Genomic DNA, 16,452 nt, shown 5'->3' with positions numbered 1-16,452 from the left:
GGCGACCAGATACGACAGATGCCCGAAGGTCTTCCTCTCCGCCATCGCCCTCGCCGCAACCGTCATTTATTGGTTATGAGTCCTGACCCTAAATGCTTCGCGAAATATCGAGACAGTTCAGTTTGATCTTCCAGGACGACGTCAATTACGTCGATGCCGTCGCTCAGTTTCTCTTCCATTACTTGGCTTTGCGTATCCTGAAACTTTTCATACGCGCGGTCCGCAGGTTGTGTGACCTGGTTATTGCAGGTAGCACAGATCGAGTTTTCAAATTTTAAGAGGCGAGAGTTCAAACCTTGGATCGGTTTTTCTTCTCCTTTGAAGCTTCTCCAGACCGTGGGCTTTCCTGTCGCGTTCTTGGTTAGATCGCTTTTCTTGATTTTGTGTTCGCCAGTAAGGTTTTCCGCTGTTCCACAAATCCAACAAACATTTCTTGCCAACTTGATAAAAATCATAAAACCAACGCTACGGTATTTTTGTCCTCTCAGAAAGTGTGGTTTGAACTTGAGACCGAAGAGGCTGCAGCTCTCAAACGGTAGATAGGACTACACAGAGTCAATTTGCCCGTCATCGAATTTCGCTCACGCGGCGAATGTCGGCTTGGTGGCCCTATTGCTTTTTGCAGTTTGACAAAATGATACAATCGCAAAGGGCGGCGGACCCTCTTTCCCCTTACTTTTCCTTCGTGGGCCAGCGGGATTTGGACAAGCCAAACGCCTCTGGCCGTCAGGGTGAGAGCGCTGCCTTCCCCCTCGGGCAACCCTTTTAGACAGGGCCGTGTCCTCGGCTGTGCCTGCGGGCCGCACCACCCCTGTCGAATAGCGTTGCCTCGCCCCCTCCCGCGTTCGCCACGTGGCAGATTAGCAGGAACAGGCAGCTTCGCTGTCTGACCTACAAATCAGCTCTGATTTCCCAAGAGGGGGTCAGATCAGACCAAATTGTCTGCGGAAGTATGAAATGGGGGGGGCGTGTTAGTTGATGACGCAAAGGTCAAATTCAAGTGATGTCCAAGGTTGGGGTCGTCTTCTGACGTCGAACGTTCACTGCTTTTCTGGTCCAACTATGACGGTTGGGTCAGGTTCTTGTGACGTTCAACAGGAAACCAGTGGCGGACCGAGGAGGATTCGAACCCCCGACCCCTTGATTCGTAGTCAAGTACTCTATCCAGCTGAGCTATCGGTCCGCGTTGGTGAGGCGGTGTTTAGACCTGCTGCCCGAGACGTGCAAGCCGATTCTTCAAAAAAAAATCAAAATGTCATATCCCCGCGCGGAAGGCTGATTTCAAAGACTGTTCCCTCGGGTCCGGTCTCTTTCAAAACCAGGTCCCCGCCATGGCCGCGCACCAGCTCCTGCGAGATTGCCAGCCCCAGACCCGAGCCACCCTTTCGGACCCCACCCTGAAAAGGTGTAAACAGGTTTTCGCGCGCCTTGGGGGGAAGACCCGGCCCCGTGTCGCGGATTTCGATGCACCAAGCATCGTCGTATTCACACCCCGCAATCGTAATCCGGCCAGGTTTTCCCGAGGCAACCAGAGCCTGTCTTGCGTTGCGCACGAGGTTCATGATGACGCGGTACAATTGTTCGGGGTCGGCGCGGGCCACAAGCGCGTCCGGCACTTCGTTCACGATTTCGACGCAGGCATCCGCGACGGCGAGTTGTTCGCTGGCCGCGACATCCGCCGCGATTGCGCGGATCGGAACCATAGTCAGAGTGGGCGCGGGTTCTTCCGCGCGGCCAAAGGCCAATGTGCTTTCACAAAGGGACACGGCCCGGGTGATGGAATTCACCAGTTTCGGCGCCATCCGCCGCACCAGCGGATCATCGCTGGCCTCGATCCGGTCGGTAAACAGCTGCGCCGACGTCAGGATATTGCGCAAGTCATGGCTGACTTTGGCGACGGCCCCCCCAAGCTGCGCCAGCCTTTCCCGCTGCTTGAGCGCCTGGGTCAGGTCCGTTTGCAGCATCTTCAGTGCCTCCTCGGCCTCTCGCAACTCCGTCACCTTCGAGTTCGGCGAGATTATGCCACGCGCGTCCTCTGGCGCACTGGCATAGCGTTGCATGTAGCCGACAACGCTTTTGATGGGCCGCACAAGTACGACGCGCACGGCGAGAAACAGAAAAAACGCTGTGATGATGGAGATCACAAAGGACAGACCGAGAATACGCAACCCGTAGTCAATCATCGCCATTCGCAACGGCATGCTATCCATGGTGACTTCGATCAGAAGGCCCGCCCCCTTGACCGGTTCTCCGATGACCCGGATGACTTCGTTTTCGGGTTTGAGAAAGCGGCTAATCGCATCCCGGATCAGAATCCAGGGGCTTGCATCCCGCAAATCGAACGTGTCGGCGATTGGATCGGGAATCGGCGACGACAGCATCAGTTGCCGAACCTCATCCCGTCGCAACACGACATTGTAGACGCCTGCGTTTTCCAGCAGTTCTGCCTCAAGATCTTCGGCCAGCATGTCGTCCGCCAGCAAAGCCAGCGAGGCGATCTGCGCGCGTTCGAGCCTGTTCAGCAGAAAGTCCTCGCGGAACCGGGCGATCGACGGGACAAAGATCAGAACCTCGGCCAACATGACGAAGACCGTCGTCAGGATCAGAAATCGGCCCGAAAGCGAGTTCAATTTGCGCCCCTCCTCAGGTCAGGGAATCCAGCGCTGGACGAACCGGACCACTCGTTTAACTGTCTGATTCTCAAACAGCCTTGGCGAGAAATAAGCACCCGCCACACGTTTGTTAAGCTCTCCGATCGTCGGATAGGGTGAAACCATGGCGGCGATCTGCCCCATCTTCAGGTTATTGGCCAAAGCCAACGACCACAAGTTGATCAACTCACCCGCCTGATGCCCGACGATTGTGGCGCCGACGGGTCGGCCTTTCACGACCATGACCTTGACGAAGCCTTTGGTTTTGCGCTCGGCAATCGCCCGGTCATTGTGGAGATAGTCAAAGCGGGCGATTTCGAGCTTTTCTCCATGCGCCTCGCGGGCCTGAGCTTCGGTCAGTCCGACCTGGGCCAGCTCTGGATCCGTATAGGTGGCCCAAGGGATATGTGCCGTTTTCGCCCTGGACGGCAGACCGAACAGGGCCGAACGAATGATGACACCTGCATGATACCCTGCAACATGGGTGAATTGCAGGCCACCCGTTACATCTCCGATCGAATAGACGCGGCGATTGGCCGTGCGCAACGCGTCATCCGTTCTGATGCCGGTTTTTGTGCGTTCAATTCCGGCTGCTTCCAGGTTCAGACGCTCGATATTGGCTTTGCGACCGGCAGCGATCAAAAGATGAGAGCCCCGGTGAATTTCACCGTTTTCGGCAACGACCTCCACAGCGCCCTCTGTTCCGCGCACCTGAGCGATCATGGCGTTTTCCCGGATGTCCACGCCTTCACTGCGCAGGGTATCCAGCACCACGGAGGCAGCCTCGGGATCGTCTTTGCCCAAGGCTTTGAACCCTTCGACGACCGTCACCTTGCTGCCGAGGCGTATATGGGCCTGCGCCATCTCCATCCCGATCGGGCCGCCCCCGATGATCAGCAGGTGATCTGGCCGCTCTCTCAAGTCAAAGATGGTTTCGTTCGTATAATAGGGCACCGTGTCCAACCCCGGAATCGGCGGCACCAGCGGTGATGAACCGGTCGCGATGACGATGCGACGTGCACAGATGACATGATCCCCGGCCTGCACCTTTTCAGGGGATATGAACGTGCCATATTCGCGAATGACCGTCACGCCGAAGCCTTCGAACCGCTGCTGGCTGTCCATCGGTTCGATCTGCGCGATCACATCATGAACATGATCCTTTACTGCGGCGTAGTCGACCTGAGGGATTGTATCAGCGATGCCAAAACGAACGGAATGCGCCTGAGCATGGGCCGCTTTGCCGCTTGCGATCAGCGCCTTCGACGGGACACAGCCGAAATTCAGGCAATCCCCACCCATCTTGTGCCCTTCCAGCAGGACAACATCCGCGCCCATCTGGCTGGCACCCGCGGCGACGGACAATCCTCCGGACCCGGCGCCAATGACCAGGAGGTCGGTTTTCAACTCTTTCATGGTTCAGGTGCCTCTTTTCGCGCGCAGTGCTTTGAAAACGATGGGCAAGGCGGCCAATATACACAACCCGATAATCGGCCCGATCACGAACGGTTCCCACAGCAACGAAACATCAGGCGTTTCCCCACGGTCGAATACACCGCCCAGACCGACCCCGATCCAAGTGTACACGATACCTCCGGGAATGATGCCCAGCGCGGTCGTCAAAAGAAAATTGCGGAACTTCACACCGACCAAAGCCGGCACGAGATTGGCAACAAAGAACGGCACCACCGGCACCAGACGCAGCAGAAACAACACCGAGATTTCGTTTTCCCGCAGACCGTCCTTCAGTTTTCTGACCGTGCCTTCTGATGATTCCAGGCGCGACGTCAGGGCTTCGCCCAAGCCCCAGCGCGCCGCCAGAAAGATCGCCGACGCACCGATGGTGGCGGACACGACATTGAAAACAGTTCCCGCAAAAAGACCGAAAAGAAAACCGCCCGTCATCGAAGCCACCGCGGCACCGGGCAGTGAAAAGGCCACTATGACGATGTATATGGCGACAAAAGCGGCTGCCATGATCCAATAGTGACCGTCCCGCCACGCCAGAAGCGCCTCGCGATTGTCCCGCAAGGTCTCGAAAGTCAGGTAATCCCCAAGCGTGAAAAAGCCGACAACGGCTACGCTCAGGATTACAAGCAGCGGAATGTGGCGTGCGAAACCGTTGCGCGGCGCCTGGCTTGTGTCGGACATCAGATTTTCCGGTTCTTTGTGCTTCATCTTGTGCCCAAGATGCGCTGACTGACGGGCCAGCAATAGGGGGATCACGGGGCCTTGATCTTTGTGGCACCGAATGTGAGGAATTTCGGCGATAAACGGGTATTTTGAAACCTTTTGCCGTTGCCGGTTACAGAATTGTTGCAAAAGCTGCGAAAACCTGGCCGTTGGGGTTTGACTTACCCCCCGCTTGGCAGTAGAGGACGGGCTTCGAACACCACGGGCAGGCGAATCCGCGCCGCACCCGACCGCATAGATTGGAGACGGAGCGATGAAACGCACCTATCAGCCTTCGAACCTGGTTCGCAAACGCCGCCACGGTTTCCGCGCGCGCATGGCCACTAAGGCCGGCCGCAAGATCCTGAATGCACGCCGCGCACGCGGCCGCAAATCGCTGAGCGCGTAAACCGCTCACCGATCAGGTTATGAACATGACGCCGCCGGAGGCCCCTGAGGTTGGTAGGAACCACCCCGGGAACAAGCCCCCGGCGGCGTCCGTTTGTGCATCTGCACCCCTGACCGTTCTCAAGAAACGGTCCGACTTTCTGAAAGCGGCGCGTGCCCGCCGACAAGGCACGTCTTCGATGATGGTGCAGGCCCGCAAGCGTGGCCTCGGCGAGGGCATCGGGATTCGCGTGGGGTTCACCTGCTCGAAAAAAGTGGGCAATGCCGTGGCCCGCAACCGCGCCAAGCGCCGTCTGCGCGAAGCCGCGCGGGCCGTGTTGCCCGAAGCCGGCCGCGACGGGTGGGATTACGTTCTGATCGGCCGTGCCGAAGTTACCGCCAACCGCCCCTATGACGCATTGTTGGACGACCTGCGCTATGCGCTCCGCAAGGTGCATGCGGCTGAAAAATGACCTTCCTGTCCCATATCGTCGCCCTGCCTGTTCGGGCGTATCGGCTGATCTTCAGCCCATGGGTCGGTTTCAACTGTCGCTACCAACCCACCTGTTCCGCCTATGCGCTTGAGGCGCTGGAGAAACACGGGGCGGTCAAAGGATCCTACTTGGCCGCTCACCGGATCTGCCGTTGCCACCCTTGGGGCGGCGACGGATATGATCCGGTACCTGACGACAAGCATAACGACCCTTCGTCCTGACCCCTCGTCAGACTTGACCGGCAAGTGCCGCGCCTGAACAGTTGGACCTGCACAACCCGAGGTCCCTATGAAATCCCCAGCGCGCGACACCCTGCCAACCCACGATGTCCTGAACCAACCGCCCACGCGCGGCGGCACCGATCTTTGGCTGTCCGATCCGGTCCTACAAGACGCAGCAAAGACAGCGGGCGCGCGCGCTTTGGAGCTGGCGGCATATGGCAAAACACTCGGAACCGAAGAAACGCGGGAACTGGGTCGGGAAGCCAACCGGCATTTGCCAGAGCTGCGGCTGTTCGATCCCGGCGGCAGGCGCCTGGACGAGGTGCGGTTTCACCCGGCCTATCATCAGATGATGCAGATCAGCCAATCGGCGGGCTATGCCGCACTGGCCTGGGATGGACAACCCGGAGGGCATGCGACCCATGCGGCGATGGTCTATTTGGCCGGACAGGTCGAACCCGGGCATTGCTGCCCGATGACCATGACCTATGCAGCAATCCCTGCACTGGCCGCCAATGAACACATTGCCTCGCTCTGGCAGCCAAAACTCATGGCCCGCCACTATGATCCTTCGAAGGAACCGATCGGTCAAAAGACCAGCGCGACGCTGGGGATGGCGATGACCGAAAAACAGGGCGGTTCGGACATACGCGCCAATACGACCATTGCGGCACGCGACGGGGATCATTGGCGCTTGCGAGGGCACAAGTGGTTCTGTTCCGCGCCAATGTCGGATGGGTTCCTGACACTGGCGCAGGCGCCCGGCGGGTTGACCTGTTTTCTGGTGCCCCGCTGGCTCGAAGGCGAACGCAATGCGATCCACCTGATGCGCCTGAAAGACAAGCTGGGCAACAAATCCAACGCATCCTCGGAAATCGAGTATCATGACGCGCTGGCCTATCAGTTGGGCGAAGAAGGCGCGGGCGTGCGCACCATACTGGAAATGGTGCACCACACGCGGCTTGATACAGCCATGGCACCGGCCGGGCTGATGCGTGCCGCGCTCAGCGCAGCGCATCATTGGGTGGAACACCGCAGCGCATTTCAGCGCCGATTGATTGATCAACCGCTGATGCGTGCGGTCCTGTCCGACCTTGTTCTGGACTGGGAAGGCGCTGTGACCTTGGGAATGCGTGTGGCGCAGGCATTTGACGGCCAGACACCCGAAGACAAGGCCTTTGCCCGGATCGGTGTCGCATTGGCCAAGTTCCTGAACAACAAGCGTTGCCCGGTCGTCGTCGTCGAAGCGATGGAAGTGCTGGGCGGCATGGGGTACGTCGAAGACACGCCCTTGCCCCTGATCTATCGTGAAGCGCCCCTGAACAGCATCTGGGAGGGGTCAGGCAATGTGATCTGCCTCGATATCCTGCGCACCCTGACGCGTGAGCCGCTGGCCGCCGAGGTTCTGGGGGCCGAGTTGGATGCGGTACGAGGCACGGACAGAAGGTATGACGCAGCTTTGACCGCGCATCGCAACCGCTGGCCCGGTCTTCCGCCCGAGGCCGAAGCGCGCTGGTACGCTGAACGTACGGCACTGCTGCTGACGGCCTCGCAATTGCTGCGCCATGCGCCCAGCGCTGTGGCTGACGGCTTTGTTGCCACACGTCTTTCCGATGACAGCGGCCGCATTCCCGGAGCAGTAGCCGGGTTGGATACCGGCGCCCTGCTGGCGCGGCTTGGCTGACCCGCCACTTGCCCGGTTGCGCCATCTGCTGTAGGGGCTGCGCATGTTTGATGATGCAGACGATATCCACCCGCTCTTTGCCGGCGCGCCCTCGACCACCGAGTTCAAGAAACTGCGCAAACGCATCGTGCGCCAGACCCGCGAAGCGATCGAACAATACGGGATGGTTGACCCGTCCGCCCATGACAAGGACGGCACACCGCCGCGTTGGCTTGTCTGCCTGTCGGGCGGCAAGGACAGTTATACGCTGCTGGCCGTCCTCTACGAACTCAAATGGCGCGGATTGCTGCCTGTCGATCTTCTGGCTTGCAATCTGGATCAGGGACAACCCGGATTTCCAGCAACGGTCCTGCCAGAGTTTCTGGACCGCATGGGCGTGCCACACAGGATCGAGTATCAGGACACATACTCTGTTGTGATGGACAAGGTCCCGCAGGGCCGAACATATTGCGCCCTGTGCTCGCGACTGCGCCGCGGCAACCTGTATCGCATTGCCCGGGAAGAAGGCTGTTCCGCCGTCGTGCTGGGCCACCACCGCGACGATATTCTCGAAACGTTTTTCATGAACCTCTTCCACGGAGGCCGACTGGCCACCATGCCACCGAAACTAGTGAATGAAGAGGGGGATCTTTTTGTCTTTCGCCCGCTTGCCCACGTCGCCGAAGCCGACTGCGAGAAATTTGCCAAGGCCATGCAGTATCCGATCATCCCCTGCGATTTGTGCGGCAGTCAGGACGGGCTGCAACGGCAGCAGGTCAAACAGATTCTCGATCAATGGGAAAAGAACAGCCCGGGTCGGCGTCAGGTTATGTTCCGCGCGTTAACAAATGCGCGCCCGTCGCACCTGTTGGATGCGAAACTCTTTGATTTTGTTAATCTTTCGGTAAACTCTGACGAAAAATCGGAAAATTTGGAAGAAATACCGCTGCTGCGTTAACGACTGACTCAGACTGGTTTCCTAGGCTCGGCATACCATTCATGCCCAAGGTCAGGACCCGATGCGGAATCATCCTTTCGTCGACCGTATTATTGAAGCTTTTGGAAACGTGGCATACGGCCCAGCCTTTCTGGCCTTTGTTCCGGCAACAAGCCTGGGGGCGTTCTGGCTTGGCGGTGAACGCGCTTTGGTCGCGGTGGCCCTGGGCTTGCCCCTGATGATTGCCGGTATAGGCGCAATGGCCCCCAACCCGGCAGACAGGAAACGGCAACAGGGTGGCCTGCTACCGAATGACCAGTTCGAAACCGTTCTGGCTGAGGTGCTCTGGGATAGTCGCCGCAAAGGTGAAACGTCGGCCTGTTTCGCTGTGATCCTGGACGACTATATGCAAATGCTCGATCTGCATGGCCAAGCAGCAGCGAACCATGTGGCGCAGCAATTCTGTTTGCGCATCATGTCCATGATCCGCTCCAGTGACACCGCAACCCGGATCGATGGAAACAAGATGATGGTTGTTCTGCACCCGACGCAACAGCTTGATCTGGAAACCTGCATTCAGATGTCGGGACGAATACAATCCGCGGTCGAAGACCCCATCATGCTGAACGGAACCGGAGTTTACATGTCCTGCTCCATCGGTTTCTGCCTCAGCAGCAATGTCCCCGACGGCACCGCGAAAGACTGGTGCAACGCTGCTAACAACGCGCTGCAAGAAGCACAGCAAAACGGGCCGTCAACGATTCGTGCCTTTTCGTCCGAAACACGTCGCCGAGCTCAGGTCAGAACCAATCTGCGCAAGGAATTTGATGCGGCGCTGGAAAGCGGTGAAATTAGACCATGGTTTCAACCGCAGATCTCGACGGATACCGGGCGTGTGTCCGGGTTCGAGGCTCTGGCCCGCTGGGAACACCCGGCAAAGGGAGTGCTGGGCCCCAATATCTTTCTGCCCTTTGCCGAACAGGCAGAGTTGATGGGCAAACTGGGACAGGCGATGCGGCATCACGCCTTTTGCGCAATGCGCGAATGGGATCGCGCCGGTCTGACCGTACCACGCATCGGCATCAACTTCTCGTCGGACGAATTGCGCGACCCGGGGCTGATCGACCGCCTGAAATGGGAATTGGATCAATGCGATCTGACCCCGGACAGATTGGCGGTCGAAGTATTGGAGACCGTGTTTTCCAGAGGACCGGATGACGTAATCACCCGCAATGTCACGGGCTTGGCCGCGATGGGGTGCTGTATCGATCTGGACGATTTCGGCACAGGGCATGCCTCGATCGCTTCAATCAAGCGGTTCAACGTGTCCCGGATCAAAATCGACCGTTCTTTCGTGACAAAGGCGGACCAGGACCCAAGCCAGCAGCAGTTGGCCAGCGCAATTCTGACCATGGCAGAACGGCTGAATCTGGAAACCCTTGCTGAAGGCGTCGAGACGCCCGGAGAACACGCTTTGATGGCGCAATTGGGATGTGACCATGTTCAGGGGTTTGGCATCGGCAAGCCCATGCCTTTCGAAAAAACCGAGGACTGGATCACGTCTCATCGCGACAAGATCGACGGAATGCCCAAAATCGGGCGGCAAACGGGCTGAAGAACCGGAAACTGCGCCACAGAAGACCAATCCGTGACGAAATAACGAGCGATTCCGCTTGACCTTTGGGCCTGCACTCTGTTGAACCCTGCGGGTGTCTTTCACTGCTCAAGGTGGCTGTCCCAGATGGACGATCAGAACAAGAATCTCATCCTCGCAACCGTGCTCAGCTTTCTCGTGATCCTGGTCTGGTTCGTGCTGTTCCCTCCGCCGGAACAGACGCCAACCACGGAACAGGCTGAAATCGCCAGCATCGAAGGGAATGAGGTTCAGACGCCCAGCGCCGCTGATACCGGAACGGTCGGCGAAGCAACTGCAAGCGCCACTGAAGCCGAAGCCGAACCCGAGGCGCCCCGCGTCAGCATCGACACGCCCCGCCTGACGGGCAGCCTGTCGCTTGCCGGTGGCCGAATTGATGAGCTGTCGCTGAAGGATTACAAGGTTTCACTGGCTAAGGATTCTCCGATCGTCGAACTTCTGTCCCCGGTTGGAAGTGACTCTGCCTATTATGCGCTTTATGGCTGGGCCCCCGGCGCGGGCCTGTCGGTCACGGACGTTCCCGGCCCGAACACTCTTTGGACGCTTGAGCAGGGCGAAACTCTGGGTGTTGACACTCCGATCACGCTGGCTTGGGACAATGGTAACGGCCTCACCTTCCGCCGCACCATTGCCGTGGATGAAGACTATATGTTCTCGGTCACCCAGTCGGTCGAGAACACCACCGACGCCGAGGTCGGCATGGCCCCCTACGGCATTCTGGCACGCCACGGCATGGGCGAAGACGGTGACCTGCCGGGCCTGAAGAACTTCTTTATTCTTCACGAAGGCGTCATGGTCATGGCTGACGGCGTTCTGGATGAGATCGACTATGGCGATGTGCGCGATTTCGATATCGACCCCAATGAACGCGCACAGGCCGAGGTCTATCAGGTCAAAGAAGGCGGCTGGATTGGGTTCACGGATCACTACTGGATGACCACCCTGATCCCGGCCGAGGGTGCAGCGTTCAAGGCAGCTGCCAAATACGATTCACGTCGCAACATTTATCAAACGGAAACGGTGCTGCCGACACTGACAGTCGCGCCCGGTACAACGGAAGAGGTCACGACCAGACTGTTCGCCGGTGCCAAGGAGTGGGAAACCATCCGGGAGTATCAGGCGGAAGGTGTTCAGAAGTTCATCGACAGCATCGACTGGGGTTGGTTCTACTTCCTGACCAAGCCGATCTTCTGGCTGCTGCACAACATCAATGCCCTGATTGGAAACATGGGCTGGTCGATCATCGGCCTGACGCTGATCATAAAGGCCATCCTGTTCCCGCTTGCCTTCAAGTCCTACGTCTCGATGGCAAAGATGAAGGAATTGCAGCCGCAAATGGAGGCCCTAAAAGAAGCCGCAGGCGATGATCGCCAGAAAATGCAGCAGGGCATGATGGAGCTGTACAAAAAGGAAAAGGTGAACCCTGCCGCAGGCTGCTTGCCTATTCTGTTGCAGATTCCGATCTTCTTCTCGCTGTACAAGGTAATTTTCGTGACGATCGAACTGCGTCAGGCCCCATGGTTCGGCCCGTTCCGGGACCTGAGCGCACCTGATCCAACCTCGATCTTCAACTTCTTTGGCTGGCTGCCATGGGCCGGGCCGCAACCTGACAGCCTGATGGCGCTGATCTTCATCGGTATTCTGCCGCTGCTGCTGGGTATTTCGATGTGGTTGCAGCAGAAACTGAACCCGGCGCCAACCGATCCGACGCAGGCCATGATCTTTGCCTGGATGCCTTGGGTCTTCATGTTCATGCTGGGTGGTTTCGCCAGTGGTCTGGTCGTGTACTGGATCGCGAACAACACGATCACGTTCACACAGCAATATCTGATCATGCGCAGCCAGGGCTATAAGCCGGATGTATTCGGAAACATAAAGTCCGGTTTCAAGCGGACGCCAAAAACGGACAACAAATGAGCGGAACGGTCTCAAGCCTTTGGCGCCACCCGATCAAAAGCCATGGGCGAGAAGCCCTGAGCCAAGTCACACTCATCCCCGGGCAGACCATGCCCGGGGATCGCGTTTGGGCGGTCGCTCATGAGGCCGCCAAAACCGATGGTTCGGAATGGGCACCCTGTTTCAATTTCAGCCGCGGTTCAAAAGCGCCTCAGTTGATGGCCATTTCGGCCGAATTGCAGGGCGACCGGGTTACATTGCGCCACCCGCAGCGACCGGATCTCAGCGTTGCGCCGGACACCGAACAAGAAGCTTTTCTGGACTGGGTAAAGCCACTTATGCCGGCGGACCGCGCTGCATCTGCCCGGATCGTTCGGGTTCCGGGGCGCGGTATGACGGACAGCGACTTTCCATCGATCAGCCTGTGCAACATGGCATCGCATCGCGCAGTCGAACAGAAGCTGGGCCAGACTCTGTCCATTGTTCGGTGGCGCGGCAATATCTGGTTCGAAGGTCTGCCGTTGTGGGATGAGTTTGACTGGCTGGGCCGGGACCTGCGCATTGGCGAGGCCGTGCTTCGCGTCCGCGAGCGGATCACGCGATGTATGGCCACCACCGCCAATCCCGAAACCGGTGAGAGGGACGCAGACACCCTGCGCGCCCTGAACAGCTGGGACCATCAGGATTTCGGCGTTTACGCCGAGGTCGTTCAGGGCGGCGAAATCCGCGTCAACGATGAGGTGCAGGTGCTATGACCACGCTTCCCTTCCCCCTGGCCGAAGACCCGGATGAATTCGCCCTGGAGCGAGGCCGCAAGCTGTTTGCAGGCCCGTCCGAGTTCGTCAAAGGCGTTGTCGCCATGAATGGCCTGCCCGCACCTGACCGGTTGGAAGTCTGTTTTGCGGGGCGTTCGAACGTGGGCAAATCCAGCCTGATCAATGCCTTGACCGGCACGAAGGGTCTGGCCCGCGCATCCAACACGCCCGGCCGCACGCAAGAGATCAACTTTTTCACCCAAGGCCCTGAACTCTATCTCGTGGACCTGCCGGGCTATGGCTATGCAAACGCCCCGGTGAAAGTGGTCGAGAAGTGGCAGAAGCTGCTGAAACAATATCTCAGCGGGCGCCAGACACTGCGCCGCGCCTTTGTCCTGATCGACTCGCGCCACGGGGTGAAACCGGTCGATGACGAAATTATGAAGTTGCTGGACACCAGCGCCGTGACATTTCAATGCGTTCTGACCAAGGCAGACAAGGTCAAAGCCAAGGATCGTGAAAAGGTTCTGGAACAAACCCGGGCCGCGTTGTCCAAACATCCCGCGGCATTTCCGGAAATCGTGCTTACCTCTTCCGAAAAGGGTGACGGCATCGCGACCCTGCGGTCCATCATTGCGCATCTGGAATAGCTTCACCCTTGGCAGCGTGGGGCAAAGGTCCTAACACGGTTTTCCAGAAGGACTTTAGCAATGAAGACACGAGATATGAACCGGGACTGGATCGCCACCGCAGCCACACTCAACAGCGCCCTGCCCTATCTGCAGCGCTATGACGGAGCCATCGTCGTCATCAAACTTGGCGGACACGCCATGGGCAGCGACGAGGCGATGGAGAGCTTTGCCCGGGACGTGGTTCTGATGCGCCAGGTGGGTGTGAACCCGGTGGTCGTCCACGGCGGTGGTCCGATGATCAATGCAATGCTGGGCAAGTTGGACATTCAATCCGAATTCGTGAACGGCAAGCGAGTGACCGACAAGGCCACGGTTGAAGTGGTCGAAATGGTTCTGTCCGGGCTCGTGAACAAGCGCATCGTACAGGCGATCAATGATCAGGGCGGATCAGCCGTAGGCCTGTCTGGCAAGGACGCAGGCCTGATGGTCTGCGATCAGACGGATGCGTCGCTGGGCTTTGTCGGCACTCCTGCCGAGATGAATCCGAAGATCCTGCATGATCTGTTTTCACATGACGTAATCCCGGTCATCGCCCCGCTTGGTGCAGGCCGCGACGGTGAAACATTCAACGTCAATGGCGACACGGCAGCCGGAGCAATCGCTTCTTCGCTCAAGGCAGACCGTCTGTTGCTGCTGACGGATGTTTCCGGTGTCAAGAACGCGGCGGGCGATGTCGTGACCGAACTCAAAGCCGGTCAGATAAGGGAAATGACCCGCGAAGGCACCATTGCAGGCGGTATGATACCCAAGACAGAAACCGCACTGGACGCCCTGCACAGCGGCGTTCGGGCTGTCGTCATACTTGATGGGCGCGCACCCAATGCCGTGCTGCTGGAGCTGTTCACCGAACATGGGGCCGGGTCGCTGATACGCCCGGACTGACCCCGCAAGAGAGGAGGAGGAGACATGACACATCTTGCACAGCCTTCCTCTGATCCTGACGCGACGCCCTATGAACAGGTTGAAAACGCCGCCCTTGATACTGGTTTGTTGGTCATGGGCGCACTGCATCCTCGCCACGTTGCAGCCAAAGACCTCGAAACCGGCACGCTGATCCTGTTGGGGGTCGGGCCGGAATTCTGGCCCGTACTGAAAGCCTCACCGGAATGGCACCGGGCCGACCCCGTTGACCGATGGTCGAAAAGGGTCGTCGGTCAGATGGCCGAAAGGCTCGGCGCACAGGCGTATTTCCCGTTCGGCGGCCCTCCGTACACGCCATTCATTGACTGGGCACTCAAGTCTGGGCGAACGTTCAGCAGCCCGGTCGGGGCATTGGTGCATGATACCGTTGGGATGATGATTTCCTATCGGGGCGCACTGCATTTTGCCAAAGAGTTCGCCATCCCAACCCCTTCCGGCGTGTCGCCTTGCGAAACCTGCGCCGCGCCTTGCACGACGACCTGTCCGGTCAGTGCGCTGAACGCGCAGGAGTTCTATGACGTCGCTGCATGCCACGACCATCTGGGCACTGCTGAAGGTCAGACCTGTATGGCGGGCGGGTGTCTGGCCCGCCTTGCCTGCCCTCTGAGCGCGGGCGCAGGACGCGACCCGGAACAATCGGCCCATCACATGAAAGCCTTTCATCCGTCATGACCCGAATTCTGATCCTGACACGTCATGCGAAATCCAGCTGGGATAGCCCGGGTCTTGGCGATCATGACCGCCCGCTGAACAAGCGTGGACGAAAGTCAGCCCCGGCCATCGCTGCTTGGTTGCGTCACCACGGCTGGTTGCCGGATGAAGTCCTAAGCTCTACATCAACCCGCACCCGCGAGACATGGGATCGCATGGGTTTGCAGGCCGATAAAGTCAGCTTTCACAGCGCGCTCTACCACGCTGATTCAATGGTCATGCTGCGGGAACTTTCAGGTGCTACGGAACCGGCTGTTTTGATGCTGGGCCACAATCCCGGGATCGCCGATTTTGCCAACCGTCTGGTGCGGCAATCGCCAAATCATACACGCTTTTTCGATTATCCAACCTGTGCAACAACCGTCATGTCGTTCGAAATAAACAGCTGGGCCGAGGTCCGATGGCAAACCGGGACAGTGCTGGGGTTCACCATCCCGCGTGAGTTGATCGAATAGAAAAAGGCGGGGCAATACCCCGCCTTCATTCATTCAGCCTTTGTGCAGGTCAGTGACCCAGAATCTGGCTCAGGAACAGTTTGGTCCGCTCGCTTTGCGGGTTGTTGAAGAACTCTTCGGGTTCATTCTGTTCCACGATCTGACCGGCATCCATGAAGATCACGCGGTTGGCGACCTGACGGGCAAAGCCCATCTCGTGCGTCACGCACAGCATGGTCATACCTTCTTCGGCCAGTTCGATCATGGTGTCGAGCACCTCTTTGATCATCTCGGGGTCCAGCGCCGATGTCGGTTCATCGAACAACATGATCCGTGGCATCATGCACAGTGAGCGGGCAATCGCGACACGCTGCTGCTGACCACCTGAAAGCTGACCGGGATACTTGTCGGCCTGTTCAGGGATTTTGACCTTTTCCAGGAAATGCATCGCCCTCTCTTCAGCCTCTTTCTTGGGCGTCTTGCGCACCCAGATCGGGGCCAGCGTACAGTTTTCCAGAATGGTCAGATGCGGGAACAGGTTGAAGTGCTGGAACACCATTCCAACCTCGGACCGGATCTTGTCGATGTTCTTCAGGTCATTCGACAGCTCGATCCCGTCCACCACGATCTTGCCTTGCTGGTGTTCTTCCAGTGCGTTCAGGCAGCGGATCAGGGTGGATTTGCCCGACCCTGACGGGCCCGCGATCACGATCCGCTCGCCCTGATTGACGGTCAGATTGATGTCGCGCAGCACGTGGAAGGACCCGTACCACTTGTTCATGTTGTTGATTTCGATGGCGACCTCGTCGCTCACCTGCATCTTGGAGCGGTCGATTTCGCGGTCAATTGCAAGTTCAGACATGT

The 16,452-nt window shown here is 58.3% G+C and carries 17 protein-coding genes and 1 tRNA gene; 12 read left to right on the top strand and 6 right to left on the bottom strand.

The window, feature by feature from the left end; genetic code table 11:
- Nucleotides 1–62 precede the first annotated feature (62 nt).
- From ACR0I0_RS20120 to ACR0I0_RS20100, 5 genes are all read right to left on the bottom strand, one after another.
- Nucleotides 63–455: a hypothetical protein gene (locus tag ACR0I0_RS20120; RefSeq protein WP_480492617.1), complete on the bottom strand. Its 393-nt coding sequence runs from the start codon at nt 453–455 to the stop codon at nt 63–65.
- Nucleotides 456–1,106: 651 nt separating this feature from the next.
- Nucleotides 1,107–1,183, bottom strand: a tRNA-Arg gene (locus ACR0I0_RS20115).
- A 64-nt stretch (nt 1,184–1,247) separates the two neighbouring features.
- Complete coding sequence (locus ACR0I0_RS20110) at nt 1,248–2,630, bottom strand: sensor histidine kinase (protein ID WP_253284979.1); 1,383 nt, start codon at nt 2,628–2,630, stop codon at nt 1,248–1,250.
- An 18-nt stretch (nt 2,631–2,648) separates the two neighbouring features.
- A complete protein-coding gene (locus tag ACR0I0_RS20105; RefSeq protein WP_480492616.1) occupies nt 2,649–4,067 on the bottom strand; it encodes a dihydrolipoyl dehydrogenase family protein in 1,419 nt (472 codons plus the stop codon).
- A 3-nt stretch (nt 4,068–4,070) separates the two neighbouring features.
- Nucleotides 4,071–4,802, bottom strand: a complete 732-nt coding sequence (locus tag ACR0I0_RS20100) for a TVP38/TMEM64 family protein (protein ID WP_152456930.1) — start codon at nt 4,800–4,802, stop codon at nt 4,071–4,073.
- A 295-nt stretch (nt 4,803–5,097) separates the two neighbouring features.
- Between ACR0I0_RS20100 and rpmH the strand changes: the two genes are divergently transcribed.
- From rpmH to ACR0I0_RS20040, 12 genes are all read left to right on the top strand, one after another.
- A complete protein-coding gene (gene rpmH, locus ACR0I0_RS20095) occupies nt 5,098–5,232 on the top strand; it encodes a 50S ribosomal protein L34 (protein WP_005980833.1) in 135 nt (44 codons plus the stop codon).
- A gap of 25 nt (nt 5,233–5,257) precedes the next feature.
- The gene (gene rnpA / locus ACR0I0_RS20090) at nt 5,258–5,683 is read left to right on the top strand and encodes a ribonuclease P protein component (RefSeq protein ID WP_171634743.1); all 426 of its coding nucleotides are present in this window, start codon (nt 5,258–5,260) and stop codon (nt 5,681–5,683) included.
- Entirely contained in the window at nt 5,680–5,925 is a 246-nt protein-coding gene (gene yidD / locus ACR0I0_RS20085) for a membrane protein insertion efficiency factor YidD (RefSeq protein ID WP_152456928.1), read from the top strand. Before rnpA ends, yidD begins: the two co-directional genes overlap by 4 nt.
- Nucleotides 5,926–5,992: 67 nt before the next feature.
- Complete coding sequence (locus ACR0I0_RS20080) at nt 5,993–7,609, top strand: acyl-CoA dehydrogenase family protein (RefSeq protein WP_480492615.1); 1,617 nt, start codon at nt 5,993–5,995, stop codon at nt 7,607–7,609.
- A gap of 43 nt (nt 7,610–7,652) precedes the next feature.
- On the top strand, nt 7,653–8,546 hold the full coding sequence (gene ttcA, locus ACR0I0_RS20075; protein WP_209834576.1) for a tRNA 2-thiocytidine(32) synthetase TtcA: 894 nt from the start codon (nt 7,653–7,655) through the stop codon (nt 8,544–8,546).
- A 61-nt stretch (nt 8,547–8,607) separates the two neighbouring features.
- Nucleotides 8,608–10,140: a putative bifunctional diguanylate cyclase/phosphodiesterase gene (locus tag ACR0I0_RS20070; protein WP_480492614.1), complete on the top strand. Its 1,533-nt coding sequence runs from the start codon at nt 8,608–8,610 to the stop codon at nt 10,138–10,140.
- Nucleotides 10,141–10,266: 126 nt separating this feature from the next.
- Nucleotides 10,267–12,096 carry a membrane protein insertase YidC gene (gene yidC, locus ACR0I0_RS20065; protein WP_480492613.1) on the top strand — a complete coding sequence of 610 codons (1,830 nt, stop codon included), beginning with the start codon at nt 10,267–10,269 and terminating at the stop codon, nt 12,094–12,096.
- Complete coding sequence (locus tag ACR0I0_RS20060) at nt 12,093–12,830, top strand: MOSC domain-containing protein (RefSeq protein ID WP_171724219.1); 738 nt, start codon at nt 12,093–12,095, stop codon at nt 12,828–12,830. The genes yidC and ACR0I0_RS20060 overlap by 4 nt, the downstream gene beginning before the upstream one ends.
- Nucleotides 12,827–13,480: a ribosome biogenesis GTP-binding protein YihA/YsxC gene (gene yihA / locus ACR0I0_RS20055; protein ID WP_152456923.1), complete on the top strand. Its 654-nt coding sequence runs from the start codon at nt 12,827–12,829 to the stop codon at nt 13,478–13,480. Before ACR0I0_RS20060 ends, yihA begins: the two co-directional genes overlap by 4 nt.
- A gap of 60 nt (nt 13,481–13,540) precedes the next feature.
- Nucleotides 13,541–14,404 (top strand): acetylglutamate kinase, encoded by an 864-nt coding sequence (gene argB / locus ACR0I0_RS20050; protein WP_171119631.1) that lies wholly within the window; start codon nt 13,541–13,543, stop codon nt 14,402–14,404.
- A 24-nt stretch (nt 14,405–14,428) separates the two neighbouring features.
- Nucleotides 14,429–15,115 carry a ferredoxin gene (locus tag ACR0I0_RS20045; protein WP_480492612.1) on the top strand — a complete coding sequence of 229 codons (687 nt, stop codon included), beginning with the start codon at nt 14,429–14,431 and terminating at the stop codon, nt 15,113–15,115.
- Nucleotides 15,112–15,609: a SixA phosphatase family protein gene (locus ACR0I0_RS20040; RefSeq protein WP_480492611.1), complete on the top strand. Its 498-nt coding sequence runs from the start codon at nt 15,112–15,114 to the stop codon at nt 15,607–15,609. Before ACR0I0_RS20045 ends, ACR0I0_RS20040 begins: the two co-directional genes overlap by 4 nt.
- 49 nt (nt 15,610–15,658) lie before the next feature.
- Here the strand turns inward: ACR0I0_RS20040 and ACR0I0_RS20035 are convergent, their stop codons facing one another.
- On the bottom strand, nt 15,659–16,450 hold the full coding sequence (locus ACR0I0_RS20035; protein WP_171724223.1) for an amino acid ABC transporter ATP-binding protein: 792 nt from the start codon (nt 16,448–16,450) through the stop codon (nt 15,659–15,661).
- Nucleotides 16,451–16,452 lie beyond the last annotated feature (2 nt).

It is taken from the genome of Ruegeria sp. AG6 (genome assembly GCF_056541565.1).
The sequence above is the reverse complement of the archived record's forward strand: the minus strand, read 5'-3'. Positions and strand labels throughout refer to the sequence as shown.

Bases quoted from the DNA above. Each gene is read 5' to 3' on its own strand.
- rnpA (WP_171634743.1), top strand. From the start codon at position 5,258: ATGACGCCGCCGGAGGCCCCTGAGGTTGGTAGGAACCACCCCGGGAAC.
- ACR0I0_RS20045 (WP_480492612.1), top strand. From the start codon at position 14,429: ATGACACATCTTGCACAGCCTTCCTCTGATCCTGACGCGACGCCCTAT.
- ACR0I0_RS20035 (WP_171724223.1), bottom strand. From the start codon at position 16,450: ATGTCTGAACTTGCAATTGACCGCGAAATCGACCGCTCCAAGATGCAG.
- ttcA (WP_209834576.1), top strand. From the start codon at position 7,653: ATGTTTGATGATGCAGACGATATCCACCCGCTCTTTGCCGGCGCGCCC.
- ACR0I0_RS20100 (WP_152456930.1), bottom strand. From the start codon at position 4,802: ATGTCCGACACAAGCCAGGCGCCGCGCAACGGTTTCGCACGCCACATT.
- ACR0I0_RS20040 (WP_480492611.1), top strand. From the start codon at position 15,112: ATGACCCGAATTCTGATCCTGACACGTCATGCGAAATCCAGCTGGGAT.
- ACR0I0_RS20070 (WP_480492614.1), top strand. From the start codon at position 8,608: ATGCGGAATCATCCTTTCGTCGACCGTATTATTGAAGCTTTTGGAAAC.
- yidD (WP_152456928.1), top strand. From the start codon at position 5,680: ATGACCTTCCTGTCCCATATCGTCGCCCTGCCTGTTCGGGCGTATCGG.
- ACR0I0_RS20120 (WP_480492617.1), bottom strand. From the start codon at position 455: ATGATTTTTATCAAGTTGGCAAGAAATGTTTGTTGGATTTGTGGAACA.
- ACR0I0_RS20060 (WP_171724219.1), top strand. From the start codon at position 12,093: ATGAGCGGAACGGTCTCAAGCCTTTGGCGCCACCCGATCAAAAGCCAT.
- rpmH (WP_005980833.1), top strand. From the start codon at position 5,098: ATGAAACGCACCTATCAGCCTTCGAACCTGGTTCGCAAACGCCGCCAC.
- argB (WP_171119631.1), top strand. From the start codon at position 13,541: ATGAAGACACGAGATATGAACCGGGACTGGATCGCCACCGCAGCCACA.
- ACR0I0_RS20080 (WP_480492615.1), top strand. From the start codon at position 5,993: ATGAAATCCCCAGCGCGCGACACCCTGCCAACCCACGATGTCCTGAAC.
- ACR0I0_RS20105 (WP_480492616.1), bottom strand. From the start codon at position 4,067: ATGAAAGAGTTGAAAACCGACCTCCTGGTCATTGGCGCCGGGTCCGGA.
- yihA (WP_152456923.1), top strand. From the start codon at position 12,827: ATGACCACGCTTCCCTTCCCCCTGGCCGAAGACCCGGATGAATTCGCC.
- yidC (WP_480492613.1), top strand. From the start codon at position 10,267: ATGGACGATCAGAACAAGAATCTCATCCTCGCAACCGTGCTCAGCTTT.